The sequence below is a fragment of the Streptosporangium nanhuense genome, from assembly GCF_059358815.1.
Window position 1 is genome coordinate 148893 of sequence record NZ_JCADBG010000023.1, and the last position, 12819, is coordinate 161711.

The window sequence follows — 12819 nt, forward strand, 5'->3', positions numbered from 1 at the left end:
CGCCAACCCGAGCGGGGTCCCCCTCGGGGACGTGAGCGGAGCGGAGAACCGGCTCAGGACGGCGGTGAGCTGATGCCGTGGCCGGCCGCGGTCCTGGTGAACCGGCGGGCGAGGTGTTCGAAGGCGTCGGTGAGTTCGCCGGGGCCGACGACCTCGATGTCGGCGTCGTAGCGGGCGATGGCGGCGGCGAGGCTCGGCCAGGACCAGGATCCGAGGGTGAGCCGGCAGCAGTGGGGGCCGGCCTCCTCGACGAGTCCGTCGCGGGTGTAGAGGGCCACGGTGGCGGCGGGCAGGTCGAGGACCACCGTGCCCCGGCAGGGCCAGTCGCCCAGGGCGTCGCCGGAGCCGCGGAACGTGCCGGTGACGAAGGTGGCGGCGTCTCCCCCGGGCAGTACGCGCGGGGCGAACCGGGGCCCGTTGGGGGTGCGCGGGGTGATCCGGTCGGCGCGGAAGGTGCGCCAGTCGTCGCGGTCGAGGTCCCAGGCGACGAGGTACCAGCGTCCGTCCCAGGTGATGACGTGGTGGGGTTCGACGCGGCGCGGGGGTTCGCCCGTGGCCTCGCCGCCGTAGTCGAAGCGCAGGATCTCGCGGGCGTGGACGGCGGCGCTGAGGGCCAGGAGCACGTCGCCGCCGACCGGGGTGGCCGGCCGGGTGGCGGGTCGTTCGACGGCGGTGACGCGCAGCGCGTCGACGCGACGCCGGAGCCGGGAGGGCATGACCCGCCGGACGGTGTTCAGTGCCCGTTCGGCGGGTTCGGCGAGGCCGTTGCCGGGGGTGGTGGCCGCGACCTGCAGGGCGACGGTGAGGGCGATGGCCTGTTCGTCGTCGAACAGCAGCGGGGGTAGCTCGGTGCCGGCACCGAGCCGGTAGCCGCCGTCGGGACCTTTGACGGCGGCGATGGGGTAGCCGAGCTCGCGGAGCCGGTCGACGTCGCGGCGCACGGTGCGCAGGCTGACGTCCAGGCGATCGGCCAGCACCGTGCCGGACCAGTCCCGGCGGGTCTGCAGCAGCGACAGCAGGGCCAGCAGCCGGGCGGAGGTTTTCGGCATGACCTGATTCTGCCCGTAGTAGGTGCCACATCCTGTCACCTACCCCTGCGAGTCTCTGTCTCGAGCCGGTGAGCCACCGCACCCGGACGGTCCCCTTCGACACCGACGAGGTCGGCACCGATTCGGCCGTCCGGCACCCTCTCCCCCGGCTCCCTCAAACGAGACCTACCACCTCATATCGGGCGTACCGCGCCCGGAAAACCGACAGGAGTCACCAGCATGGCCATCTCCACCACCACCCACCTGAACTTCCGCGGCGACGCCCGCGCGGCGCTGGAGTTCTACCAGACCGTGTTCGGCGGCCACCTCACCGCCGTCTCCTACGGAGACTTCGGTATGCCGAAGGAACTGCCCGACGCCGACAAGATCGTCTTCGGCCAGGTCACGGCCGACAACGGCTTCAGCGTCATGGCCTACGACGTGCCCGGCGGGGCGCCGGCCGCCGCCGCGCCCGCCGCCACCACTCGCGAGCACGGCATGACGCTGACCGGAGAGCGGTTCTTCGTGTCCGTCCGCGGCGAAACCCCCGAGGAGGTCGGCGCGCTGTGGGACAGGCTCGCCGACGGCGCCGACCTCATCGAGAAGTACGGCCCGTCGCGGTGGGCCCCGGGCTTCGGGATGCTGACCGACCGCTTCGGTGTCACCTGGATCCTCGACGTCGCCGCCCCGCACGCCGGCTGACCGCCAACGCACCGCACGCGAGCAGGCTGGCCTGCGCCGCCGCGCCGGCGACCGGGCCGCCTGACGTGCCTGTCCACGACCGGGGTGATCACGGTCGTGGGCACGGCGGCGGCGCATGATCGGTCAGAAGATCCGGCCGGTGCCCGCGAGGAGGCCGAAACCGGCGGCCGACACGGCACGACGGCGGCGGTCGCGCCGGCGGTGTCGGCGCCACCGGCCCAGGTGCGAGGTACGGGTGGCACCGGGAATCGGCACGATCCACGGTTTCCGCGCCCGCAGCCCATGTTTTTGCGGCTGCTGACCGGGCCGTACAGGTGTCCCGGCGTCGTCTGACATCCCAGGTCGGACATTCGGCACCTTCCTATCGTCGGCGATATGGGCGTGACCTCATGAGACCCGTATCGCCCATCGGGCAGGGAGCCCCTGCCGAAAGGGGTGACGGCAGAGACCTCGTGCCGGGTTTGAGCTTGATATTTCATGTCTCCGCAGCTGTCGGGGGGTGGCAGGAACACGCCGGGCACGGGCCGTGCCGGTGCGGACGCACCCGGTCCCGGTCGCAGCGGTTCCGGTCGCAGCGGTTCCGGTCGCAGCGGTTCCGGTCTCAGCGGTTTCTCGGTCCGTGCCCGTCGAGTCCGGTGACCTCGGGAAGTTCTCGCCCGGCACCGCGGTCGGTGGTGCCCGCACCTCCGATCCCGCGGTGCGTGTGAGCGCGCGGCCGGCCCGAAGAGCGGGACTTCGCCCCATCACCCTCACGCCCGGCGGAGACGGACGGGCGACAGGTCCGGATCCCCCCCGCCCCCGCCGCGTGCGAACCTTTCCTCCGAAGGGCGCGTCTCACTCTTGTGGGAATGTTGTTTCGCGGCACCGCCGCAGCCATCGCCTTCTTCGTCGCCGCCGGGCCGGCCGCCGGACCGGCCGCCGCCCACGCCGTGGCACCGGCCGGTCCGTGGAGCGTCGTCCACGACCACCGCGGCGACTCCTACGACGCGGTGACGGTGACGCCGGGTGGGGCGGTCTGGGTCGCCGGGACGAGACGCCCGGATCGCGGATCGGGTCGCACCGAGCCGATCCTGCTCAAGGGCGGCCGGTCCACCTTCAAGCGGGTCACCGGGCCGGGCTTCCGGGTGAAGCGGCTGACGTCGGCGTCCGACACCAGGGTCTGGGCGTTCGGCGCGTCGCGGTACGCCCGGTGGGACGGCAGGCGCTGGCAGGTCAAGCCATGGCGCCATGGCCGGGTGGATCGGGCGTACTCCATCGGCGAGAACCTGTGGGTCATCGAGAACTCGAACACGTTCTCCGCCGCCGGTGGCACCCGGTGGAAGGCGCGGTCCACACTGCGGCGCCTGACCGGGGCGGTGTGGCGCAAGGTCGACACACCGATCGTGGTCAGAGGACTCGACGGCAAGTGGGCGGCGGGCTCGGCGCGGGGCAGGGCGGCCCTGGCCCGCTGGAACGGCGCGGCCTGGCGCGCGGTCGCGCTTCCCGCGATTCCGTCCGCACGCCCGGGCCAGATCTCGGAGCTGACGGATGTCGCGGTCGACGGCGAGACCGGCCGGGTGATGGCCGTCGGCTGGGTCGCCTGGCCGTGCGGCGGCGCGAAGCGCTCCTTCTGCGGTGAGACCCTGCTGCTGTCGGGCTACCTGGGCGGCTTCGACTTCGAGGTCCGCGGCGAACCGGGCATCCAGCCGCGCGCCCAGGCCGAGCCCGACGGCAGGGGCGGGGCCTGGGTCGTCTACGACGCGAAGGGCGGAGGCAGCGGGTTTCTGCACATCGGCGCCGACGGTGTCGAACCGGGCGCCTTCCCGGCTCCGCCGAACCGGAAGGCGTTCGTCCGTGACCTCGCCACCCGGCCGGGGAGCCGTTCCACCTGGGCGGTCGGCGCGGCGTCCTCCGGCGGCATCGGTCTGATCTGGGCCCACGGCCGCTGAGCCGGCCGCGGTGATCCGCCCCCCCGGCACCGAGCACACGGCACGAGATCGGCACCGGGGGCGCGGTCACGTCGAGACGACCGTCAGACGGCCGTGCGCGACCACTGCTGGTTGGTGCCGGTGTTGCACGGATACTGCTTGAGGATCACGCCGTCCGCGGTCGACGCGGACGGTACGTCCACGCATTTGCCGCTGTGTCGTGCCCGGAGCTGGAAGTAGCCGCCGTTGGCGACCATCTGGAACTGCTGGTTGGTGCCGATGCCACAGGTGTACTGGACGATCTCGGCGCCGTCGGCGGTCGAGGCGCTCACCACATCGAGACACTTTCCGCTGTGGCGGCTGACGATGCGCCAGTAGCCATCGCCGATGTCCAGGAAGTGCCACTGCTGCCACGCGTTACCGCCGTAGGTGTACTGGCCGACGCGCGCACCGTTGGCGGTGTTCGGCTGCTGGACGTCCATGGCCTTGCCGCTGTGGCGCACGTTGATCCTGTACGCCTGCGGAGGGGGGGAGTCGTTGACGGCGTCGCCCCAGCCATACCGGACCCGGTTGGCGCCGTAGCCGTTGCGGGTGGTCAGGTTGAGGGCGGTGCCGCTGCCACCCAGGGAGAACATCGAGTACCAGTCGTAGCCGATGGTGCCCGTCTTGCCGCCGATGGCGGGCCAGTAGGTGCCGCCCATCTGGTTGTCCCGCATGACCTGGGCCACGGCGCGGAGGTAGCGCACGAAGTTGTCGGTGCTGTTCGGGTCGCCGTAGTTGAGGCCGGTGGACATCGGCGCGCCGTACTCGGTCGCGACCGCGCGTGAGGCGCAGTTGCCCAGACGCGTCTGGATGTGGCTTCGGAAGGCGTCGTAGGTCATCGCGCCGTAGAAGAAGGCGTAGTAGTGGAAGGACAGCAGTGTCGAGTTGAAGCGGCTGTCGTTGCAGATGTCCCGCAGGTCCTGGCTGAAGCCGGTGCCGCCGATGAGCACCCGGCCGGGCACCGCCGAGGTGTGATAGCCGAGCCAGTTCGCCGCGACGTTGCGCCATTCCGCCGACGAGTAGCCGTGCGGCTCGTTCATCGGCTCGAAGTAGACGTTGCTGTTCGAGCCGTACGTGTTGGTCACGCTGGACCACATCGTGTTCCAGGCGGCGAGGTTCGTGATCCTGCCGCCGGAGGCGGCGCCGTCCTCCCAGTAGGCCAGGATGACCTTGAATCCGCGTTCGGTGGCGGCGTCGATGGCGCCGCGGTAGGCGTTCCACCAGTTCGTGTTCGCCACGGTGTGAGTGTTGATGGGCAACCTGACGGTGTTGACCCCCATGAGGTATTCCATGCTGTCGTAGAGCGAGTTGGCCTTGGCCCGCACCGTCGCGTTGCTGTCGGACTGACTCAGGCCCTGTACGACGAGCGTGCCAGTGCTGAAGTTGTCACCCAGCACCGCCCAGTTCATGCCTCGGAACTGCCTGGTGTCGGCATTGGCCGACGGCACGGAGACGACGAGGCTCGCCACTGTGGTGAGCACGGTCACCACAATGGCGACCAGTGACCGGCGTAACGACCGGGTGCTTCTCGACGGTCCTGATGGGTGACCATCAGACGCCATGATCAGTGCCATGAAATGTCCAATCACTAGATTCGAATTCCTGGGGCAAACCCTCGGCCGGCGCGTCGACGGAGATGTGAATGGCTGTTAGCGCTAACATTTATGCATGGGCCTCGTCCTTGTGAGCTTGGCAATGGGGCGATCGGTTTCCGATGAAGGGCCGACGATCGGGTCACATTCGTGTTTCTGTCACGTTTCCGCAAAGTGTTTAGGGTTCAAAGGCGGGATGTCAACATCTCGCTACAAGAAACCTGTCTCCGCGCTGTCGACATTCTGGGGCGGCGGCGATGGCGTGTAACGCCGACCTCCGGCCGCGGACGGTCGTATCGCCTGTTCAACCCTCCTCGGGGCTCGGCGGCCGGTGGCGCGGGCTGTCGCGCGGGCTGTCGCGCGGGCTGTCGCGCGGGCTGTCGCGCGGGCTGTCGCGCGGGCTGTCGCGCCGGCCTTCCGGCCACGGGCCGGAAGGTCTGGCGCGGTCGATGACGACGGGTGCCGACCGCACTCATGTGAACGCACGCACCGGTGTGATGTCGCGGTCACGGACCGGTCGAAGAACGTCATCCCGGGCGCCCTCAAGATGGGCGCCCTGCCGCGCGCGCAGCAGGGCGCCCACGGCAACGGCCGGGGCCGCCACACCGTCCACGCCGGCCCGATCCGCCTCCCGGCAAAGAAGAGGTGCGTCGTCCGGGAGGCGATGTCGCCAAGGCGGAGCGGCCGGACCTACTGCGACTGGACCCGCTTCTCGTGCCAGGTGTAGTAGAGGTAGGTGCTGCCGGGCCCGGTCATCGTGCCGTAGACCTGCCAGAAGCTGTTCGGGGCGAGCGAGAAGCGGAAGACCTTGTCACCGGGCCTGTCGTCCACGAAGGCGGTCTGTGTGCCGTTGTTCCAGATCCGCACTTCGATCGTGAACGTCGAGGTGTCCGGGATGTCGAGGCAGATCTCGTAGTCGTACGCGAGCGAGCCTCCGATGTTGTAGCTGCGCCCGTCGATGGCCCCTCGCTCCATGTTGGAGGGGATATAGCTGTTGTACGCCCGCGTGTACCCGCCGGTGGAACAGTCGACCGCGGAGGTGGCCGCGGACGCGGGATTGATGCCGGTGAGCATGGCGCCGATGACGCCGATGAGAACGAAGATGGTGCGCTTCATGCCTCTCCTCATCCGTGCAAGTGAGCCTCCGACCAACTAGTTGAAGGCTGAACTGATTCTGATGAGGTCGCCGTGGCCGGACAAGGCCGGGCGAGGATTCCCGTGGACCCGGGTCAAACAGGCCACGTTGAGCTGCACCGATGAATCGGTCTTATTTCCTTCGGCTGAAATTAGGTGAAAACCGCATGCCAGGGGGTCCGGAGATGGCCGTCGCCTCCCCCACGTCCGGCGGTTACGGTCGCCCGCCGGAAACCGATAGGCCCGCTTCGACGGCGGTGACGCGGGCGCCGGTGTGGATCTCGGCGCCCCCGCGGCCGAGATCGCGGGCGTGGCGGGCCAGATAGTCCACGACCTCGTCGCGGTGCGGGTAGCGATCACCGTCGCCGCCGAAAGGAAGGCCGGGCAAGGAGCTGTAGCGGGCGGGTGAGAACAGGGTGAGGCTGTCGTAGTGGTGCCCCCAGGAGCTGACAGTGGGCGAGGTCGCCGGACGAATGGCGCTCGCACAGTCGGCCACCTCCACCCATCTGGCGACGTTGCGCGACGGCGGGGTGCTGCGCGCCCGGCGGGAGTGGAAGACGGTCTACTACCGGGCCGACCCCGCCCGGATCGGCCAGGCACTGAGCGATCTGCAGACCAGCCTGCAGGCCTGCTGCCCGCCCGACATCCGCACCCCGGGCACCACCTGCGGGTGAACCTCCCTCGCCGGTCGACCCGCGCCACCCGATCTGCTGATTTGACAATTCTCTAATCAGCGAGGCACTCTCTTTACTACTTAGATGCTTTTCTAAACAGGGGGTGTGTGGTGCGCGTCCGGTTTCGCCGGTTGTGCTCCCCCGCCCTGCTCCACCGCTGAAATCCAGCGATCACATGTCGTACGAATGGCAGGAGAGGCCCTCATGAGTGACGGATGCTGCGGCACCACCACCACTTCCACCACCGCCGCTGTGGAGATCGAGCACGTCGTGGCGCACGCCGCGCACGCCGCGCCCGGCGCACCCGGCGCCCTGCCGGTCGTGGTCATCGGCGCCGGCCCGGTCGGCCTGGCCGCCGCCGCGCACCTGGCGGCGCGCGGCCTGGACTTCGTTGTGCTGGAGGCGGGGCAGCAGGTCGGCGCGTCGGTCGCGCAGTGGGCTCACGTGCGCGTCTTCAGCCCGTGGCGCTACAACATCGACGGCGCCGCCCGCCGGCTGCTGGAGGCCGACGGCTGGAGCGCCCCGGATTCGGACTGGCTGCCCACCGGCGCCGAGCTGATCGCCGACTACCTCGCTCCGCTGGCGAAGCTGTTCGGCGACAAGGTCCGCCTCGGCGCGAAGGTGACCGCGATCAGCCGCCTGGGTTTCGACCGGGTCCGCAGCACCGGCCGGGACGACGTCCCCTTCCTGCTACGGCTGTCCGATGGCGAGGAGCTGCGGGCCAAGGCCGTCATCGACGCCTCCGGCACCTACACCACCCCCAGCGTGCTGGGCGCGAGCGGCCTGCCCGCCTGTGGCGAGCACGAGGCGGCCGCGCGTATCGACCACGCGCTGCCCGACGTGCTGGGCGAGGCCCGCGACACCTACCAGGGCAAGCACACCCTGGTCGTCGGGGCGGGCCACTCGGCGGCCACCACGCTGCTGGCCCTGGCCGAGCTGGAGGACACCCCCATCACCTGGGCGATTCGCGCCACCAACGCCGACCGCACCTACGGCGGCGGTGAGGCCGACGCCCTTCCGGCGCGCGGGGCGCTGGGCACCCGGCTGCGGGCGCACGTCGATTCGGGCCGCATCACCCTGGTCACCGGCTTCCACACCCATTCGATCACCGAGAACGACGGCCAGGTGACGGTGACCAGCCGCGACCCCTCCGGCGCCGAGCAGTCGGTCACCGTCGACCGTATCGTGGCCGCCACCGGATACCGCCCCGACCACTCCATCGCCGCCGAGCTGCGCCTGGACCTGGACGCGATCCTCGGCTCCACCCGCGCCCTGGCCCCGCTGATCGACCCCAACCAGCACTCGTGTGGCACCGTGCCCGCGCACGGCGTCGACGAGCTGGCCCACCCGGAGTCCGGCTACTACGCGGTCGGCGTCAAGAGCTACGGCCGCGCCCCGACGTTCCTGATGGCCACCGGCTACGAGCAGGTCCGTTCCGTCGTCGCCGCGCTGGCCGGCGACTGGGAGGCCGCCCGCGACGTGCAGCTGGACCTGCCGGAGACCGGCGTGTGCTCCTCGGGACTGGCCGAGGCGCAAGAGCGTAGGGTCGGCCTGGCCACCGGGATCAGCGGCGGCCTGCTGGCCACCCCGCTCCCGCTGGTCACCGTCGGCGGCGGCGATGTCGACGGTGGCGGCTGCTGCGGCTGACCACCGGCCGTCGACCAGCGCCGAAGCCGCACCGACAAGGAGCCTCAGATGTCTGAGGGATACCCCACCGCCGCCCAGAGGGAAGTCCTGCGCCTGATCTGCGAGCACGGGCCGATCGACACCCACCGGCTGGGTGAGCGCCTGGTCGCCGCCCGCGGTCCGAGCGGCAACCCCAACCTCGCCCCGGCGATCGCCCGGACGGCCGGACCCTTGGCCTGGCGGCTGCACGTCCAGGGGTTCATCGCCGAAGACCCATCACCTGGCCGCTGGATGACCACGGCGGATGGACGCCGGCTGATCGGCTGCGCCGGGACGCGCGGGTGAGCTCCGCCGCTGAACCCGCCGCTGAACCCGCCACTGAGGCCGCCGCCCCCGCTCCCGGGGGCGGCGGCCGGCCGCGTTCGGGGCGCGGCCGGCGGATCGTCGCCGCCCTGGCCGTCACCCAGACCATCGGCTACGGCGTGCTCTACTACGCCTTCTCGGTCTTCCTCACTCCCATGGCCGCCGACCTGCACGCCGACGCCGCCCAGATCGCGGCCGCGCTGACCGGCTCGATCCTGATCGCCGCGTTGTGCGCCCCGCTGGTCGGCCGCCTGCTGGACGCCCGCGGCGGCCGGGGCCTGATGACCGCCGGGTCGGTCATCGGCACCCTCGCCGTCCTGGCCTGGTCGCGGGTAGAGAACTTGGCCCAGTTGTATGCGGTCTTCGCCGCGATCGGCATCGCCTCGGCGATGGTGCTGTACGAAAGCGCCTTCGCCGTCATCGTCAGCTGGTTCGACGGTGCCGGCAACGGCCGGGCCAATGCCCTGCTCGCGCTCACCGTCGTCGCCGGGTTCGCCTCCACCATCTTCCTGCCGCTGACCGGCCTGCTGGTCGACGCCTACGGCTGGCGCACCGCCCTGGTGGTCCTGGCCGTGATCTACGGCGCGGCGGCGATCCCGCTGCACGCGCTCGTCGTGCGCCGCCCCGCCCGCGCCGCTCGCCAGGCGGCCACGACCCACGAGCGGGCCCGGATCGTCAAGGCCGCCACCCGGGCGCGGCCGTTCTGGCTGCTGGTGGTCGCCTTCACCGCCAACGGCGGCGCGGCGGCGGTGATGTCCGTCCTGCTCATTACCTACCTCATCCACCTGGGGCACTCACCTGTTCTGGCCGCCACGCTGGCCGGGCTGTTGGGGGTGTTGTCGGTGACCGGCCGCCTGCTCACCAGCGGCCTGCAACGCCGCCTGCCCGCCGCTCTCATCGCCGCCGCGATCTTCGCCCTGCAGGGCGTCTCCGCCGCGCTCCTTCCGCTGGCCGGGCGCACGGTGCCGGGCGCTGTCGGCTGCGTGGTGGGGTTCGGGCTCGGCTTCGGCATCGCCTCCATCACCCTGCCGCACCTGCTCCTGCGGCGTTACGGCAGCAGCGCCTACGCCTCACTGTCGGGCCGCGTCGCCGCCTTCTCCGTCGCCGACAAAGCGCTGGCCCCGCTGGGGGCGGTCGCGCTGGCCCAAGCGGCCGGCTACACGTGGGTGATGGCGGCCGTGGCGGTGGCCTGCGCCGTCGCCGCGTTCGCGCTGGTCGCCTACCACCGCGTATGATTTAGACGAATGTCGAAGCAGGGGAGTTGCCGTATGACCGCCACCACCGCCCAGTGCTGCGCGCCGATCGCCCGCGAGCCACTGTCGGAGGATGACGCGGCCGACCTGGCGGTGATGCTCAAAGCCGTCGCCGACCCGGTCCGGCTGCGCCTGCTGTCGATGATCGGCTCGCACGCGGGCGGCGAGGCGTGCGTGTGCGACCTGACCCCCGCCTTCGACCTGAGCGGCCCCACCATCTCCCACCACCTCAAAGTGCTGCGGATGGCCGGGCTGATCGATTCCGAGCGCCGCGGCACCTGGGTCTACTACTGGATCGTCCCGGCCGCCGTGGCGCGGCTGGGTGCGCTGTTCACCCCGCTGGCCGAGTCCACGAGCGTGTGACCGGCCCGAGGGCGCTGCCCCCTCGTCGCGGCCGGTCGATGTCGCGGTGATCGGCGGCGGGCAGGCGGGGCCGGCGGTTCGCCGCACGGCGCGCACCACGGTGGCCGAGGTGATGGGGCAGCCGGTGCTTTAGTCCTCATCGGCCAGCGGAACGGTGTTCACTGCCGGCGGGGCGACACTCTTTGTCAGCCACCCCTCCAGTAGGGGCGGCGATGTCGCAGCCGCCACAATGATTAGATTTCCATCTAACTTGACGCTTATCTAAACAGTGTGGAATGGTAGATCTACTTAGACATTCATCTAATTCATGGGGTGGGGTGGCCACGTCTGGCCCCGCGCCGAAGGGAGCCTGCGATGGCCGACAGCGTCAGCGGCGGATTCATCGGAAACCTCGACGAGGCGTTCGCCCCGCCCGCGGCGGGAGGATGCTGTGGCGGCCCCGCCGCACCCGAGACAACCACGGCGGCCCAAACAGCGGCGACCTCCTGCTGCGGCAGCCCCGCGGCGGCGAGCCAGGCGGCCGAGGCCGGGTGCTGCGGCCAGGCACCGGCGAGCCCGCAGGCCACCGGCAGCGCCGCCACCGGGTGCTGCGGATGATCTCCCGGTCATCGGCGCCCACCCCGGTTCAGCCGGATCCGACCGTCCGGGAGCGGGGTCTGACAAAGGCCTTGGAGCGGCTTTCGGCCGACAGGATGCTGGCCACCGTCCGCGAGCTGGCCGCTGACGGCTATGCGGGCCGGCGGGTGGGCACCCCCGGTGGCCGGGCCGCCGCCTCCTGGCTCGCCGAGCAGCTGGGCGGGCTGGGCGCCCAGGTGCGGCTCGATGCGTTCGACGTCGCCGAGGTGCGGGAGCTGTATCGCACGCCGGTACTGGGCTGGAGCACCGATGCGACGGTCCGGCAGTTGGAGCATCGCCGTGATTTCGTCGAGCATCTGGCCTCGGCCGAGGTGCCCGAGCCACGCTCGGCGCCACTGGCAGGGGCGGAGACGGCCGATCTGGGCGGCCGCTGGGTCCTGGCCTCAGCCGAGGACTGGACCCAGGCCTGCGGGCGCGCCGAAGCCGGCGGCGCGCTCGGCGTGCTGATGGCCCGGGGCACCGACGCCGAGGGGTGGATGCCCAAGATGATCGCCGGACCCACCCGGCGCGCGGTGGCGGTCATCGGGCTGCGCCCCGACCTGCACCGGCACCTGGCCGACGCCCTCAGCGCGGGGCAGGTGACCGTGACGGCGTCGATGCCGCTGCGGTCGGTCGGCGTCCAAGGGGTTAACGTCCACGGCCACCTGCCGATCGGGTGGGACGCCGCGGAGGAGGCGACGGCGCGGGGCCCGGAAGGTGGCCCGCGGGTGCTGCTGAGCGCGCACTTCGACGGGGTGGGCGACGACCCGGATCGCCGCCTGCCCGCCGCGGCCGACAACGCCTCCGGGGTCGCGGCGGTGCTGGAGGCCGCCCGCGTCCTGCGCGCTTCGTTGAGAGCGCCGGTGGATCTGTCGGTGTCCTTCCTGGACGCCGAGGAGACCGGCGCGTGGGGTTCGGCCCACCACGCCCCCGTTGTGGCGCCGGGCACCCAGGTCATCAACCTGGACGGAGCCGCGCAGCTGCACCAGGCGGCCGCGGTCGAGGCGGGCGGCCCGGCTCATGGGTTGCTGGCCACCCTGGACCAGGCCGGGCGCCGCACCGGGGTGGCGTTGCGGGCCGGGGCGATGGCCTCGGACAACCGCCGCTACGCCGCGACCGGGCTGGCCGCGATCGGCATCGGGATGGGCATGCCCGGCTACCAGACCCCCGCCGAAACCCCCGAGCGCGTCGAGCCGGACACGCTGCTGGCCGCCGCGCGATTGCTGGTGGCCACCGTGTGGCTGCTGGCCGGATCGCCGCAGGCCTGAGGCAGGCACCGGCCCGGCCACCCCGCCTGGCCGGAGTGGGGGCGGCGGGCGGTGCTTACCTGGCGTCGAGCTCGGCGATCAGTTTCTCGATGCGGGCGCGGATCTCGTCGCGGATCGGCCGGACGGCCTCGATGCCCTGGCCGGCCGGGTCGTCACATGAGGGCGAAGTAGGCCGGCAGCGGCAGCGCGATCCGTGCCACGTCCCCGGGCTGGGAGGTGATCGTCTCGCCCTGCAGGGCGAACAGGATGACG

The 12819-nt window shown here is 71.4% G+C and carries 13 protein-coding genes and 1 pseudogene; 9 read left to right on the forward strand and 5 right to left on the reverse strand.

Annotation, left to right across the window (positions count from 1 at the left end):
• Positions 1-53 precede the first annotated feature (53 nt).
• Positions 54-1049 carry a helix-turn-helix transcriptional regulator gene (locus AC5L38_RS34930; RefSeq protein WP_495247077.1) on the reverse strand — a complete coding sequence of 332 codons (996 nt, stop codon included), beginning with the start codon at positions 1047-1049 and terminating at the stop codon, positions 54-56.
• A gap of 219 nt (positions 1050-1268) precedes the next feature.
• On the opposite strand from AC5L38_RS34930, the gene AC5L38_RS34935 reads away from it, so the two are divergent.
• Positions 1269-1730: a VOC family protein gene (locus AC5L38_RS34935; protein WP_495247078.1), complete on the forward strand. Its 462-nt coding sequence runs from the start codon at positions 1269-1271 to the stop codon at positions 1728-1730.
• An 848-nt stretch (positions 1731-2578) separates the two neighbouring features.
• Positions 2579-3658: a hypothetical protein gene (locus AC5L38_RS34940; protein ID WP_495247079.1), complete on the forward strand. Its 1080-nt coding sequence runs from the start codon at positions 2579-2581 to the stop codon at positions 3656-3658.
• A gap of 83 nt (positions 3659-3741) precedes the next feature.
• Here the strand turns inward: AC5L38_RS34940 and AC5L38_RS34945 are convergent, their stop codons facing one another.
• The 3 genes from AC5L38_RS34945 to AC5L38_RS34955 all read right to left on the reverse strand — a co-directional run bounded on the left by AC5L38_RS34945 (position 3742) and on the right by AC5L38_RS34955 (position 6901).
• The gene (locus tag AC5L38_RS34945; protein WP_495247080.1) at positions 3742-5160 is read right to left on the reverse strand and encodes an RICIN domain-containing protein; all 1419 of its coding nucleotides are present in this window, start codon (positions 5158-5160) and stop codon (positions 3742-3744) included.
• A gap of 801 nt (positions 5161-5961) precedes the next feature.
• Positions 5962-6387, reverse strand: a complete 426-nt coding sequence (locus AC5L38_RS34950; RefSeq protein WP_495247081.1) for a hypothetical protein — start codon at positions 6385-6387, stop codon at positions 5962-5964.
• Positions 6388-6619: 232 nt separating this feature from the next.
• The gene (locus AC5L38_RS34955) at positions 6620-6901 is read right to left on the reverse strand and encodes a hypothetical protein (RefSeq protein ID WP_495247082.1); all 282 of its coding nucleotides are present in this window, start codon (positions 6899-6901) and stop codon (positions 6620-6622) included.
• Here AC5L38_RS34955 and AC5L38_RS34960 point away from each other — a divergent pair.
• From AC5L38_RS34960 to AC5L38_RS34990, 7 genes are all read left to right on the forward strand, one after another.
• Positions 6879-7079, forward strand: coding sequence for an ArsR/SmtB family transcription factor (locus AC5L38_RS34960; protein WP_495247083.1), 201 nt, complete (start codon positions 6879-6881; stop codon positions 7077-7079). The genes AC5L38_RS34955 and AC5L38_RS34960 overlap by 23 nt on opposite strands.
• Positions 7080-7283: 204 nt before the next feature.
• Positions 7284-8726, forward strand: coding sequence for an FAD-dependent oxidoreductase (locus AC5L38_RS34965; RefSeq protein WP_495247084.1), 1443 nt, complete (start codon positions 7284-7286; stop codon positions 8724-8726).
• A gap of 48 nt (positions 8727-8774) precedes the next feature.
• On the forward strand, positions 8775-9050 hold the full coding sequence (locus AC5L38_RS34970; protein WP_495247085.1) for a hypothetical protein: 276 nt from the start codon (positions 8775-8777) through the stop codon (positions 9048-9050).
• Positions 9047-10303, forward strand: a complete 1257-nt coding sequence (locus tag AC5L38_RS34975; protein ID WP_495247086.1) for an MFS transporter — start codon at positions 9047-9049, stop codon at positions 10301-10303. The genes AC5L38_RS34970 and AC5L38_RS34975 overlap by 4 nt, the downstream gene beginning before the upstream one ends.
• A gap of 33 nt (positions 10304-10336) precedes the next feature.
• Positions 10337-10684: a metalloregulator ArsR/SmtB family transcription factor gene (locus AC5L38_RS34980; protein ID WP_355631328.1), complete on the forward strand. Its 348-nt coding sequence runs from the start codon at positions 10337-10339 to the stop codon at positions 10682-10684.
• 354 nt (positions 10685-11038) lie between these two features.
• On the forward strand, positions 11039-11281 hold the full coding sequence (locus tag AC5L38_RS34985) for a hypothetical protein (protein WP_495247087.1): 243 nt from the start codon (positions 11039-11041) through the stop codon (positions 11279-11281).
• A gap of 71 nt (positions 11282-11352) precedes the next feature.
• Positions 11353-12567, forward strand: coding sequence for a M28 family metallopeptidase (locus AC5L38_RS34990; protein WP_495247088.1), 1215 nt, complete (start codon positions 11353-11355; stop codon positions 12565-12567).
• 55 nt (positions 12568-12622) lie between these two features.
• On the opposite strand, the pseudogene AC5L38_RS34995 reads toward AC5L38_RS34990, so the two are convergent.
• Positions 12623-12718 (reverse strand): annotated as a pseudogene (locus AC5L38_RS34995) (phosphotyrosine protein phosphatase); the annotation flags it as partial.
• Between the last annotated feature and the right edge of the window lie 101 nt (positions 12719-12819).

Excerpts from the sequence above, each read along its gene's own strand:
- AC5L38_RS34930 (WP_495247077.1), bottom strand. The coding sequence starts at position 1,049 with ATGCCGAAAACCTCCGCCCGGCTGCTGGCCCTGCTGTCGCTGCTGCAG.
- AC5L38_RS34935 (WP_495247078.1), top strand. The coding sequence starts at position 1,269 with ATGGCCATCTCCACCACCACCCACCTGAACTTCCGCGGCGACGCCCGC.
- AC5L38_RS34940 (WP_495247079.1), top strand. The coding sequence starts at position 2,579 with ATGTTGTTTCGCGGCACCGCCGCAGCCATCGCCTTCTTCGTCGCCGCC.
- AC5L38_RS34950 (WP_495247081.1), bottom strand. The coding sequence starts at position 6,387 with ATGAAGCGCACCATCTTCGTTCTCATCGGCGTCATCGGCGCCATGCTC.
- AC5L38_RS34960 (WP_495247083.1), top strand. The coding sequence starts at position 6,879 with ATGGCGCTCGCACAGTCGGCCACCTCCACCCATCTGGCGACGTTGCGC.
- AC5L38_RS34965 (WP_495247084.1), top strand. The coding sequence starts at position 7,284 with ATGAGTGACGGATGCTGCGGCACCACCACCACTTCCACCACCGCCGCT.
- AC5L38_RS34970 (WP_495247085.1), top strand. The coding sequence starts at position 8,775 with ATGTCTGAGGGATACCCCACCGCCGCCCAGAGGGAAGTCCTGCGCCTG.
- AC5L38_RS34980 (WP_355631328.1), top strand. The coding sequence starts at position 10,337 with ATGACCGCCACCACCGCCCAGTGCTGCGCGCCGATCGCCCGCGAGCCA.
- AC5L38_RS34985 (WP_495247087.1), top strand. The coding sequence starts at position 11,039 with ATGGCCGACAGCGTCAGCGGCGGATTCATCGGAAACCTCGACGAGGCG.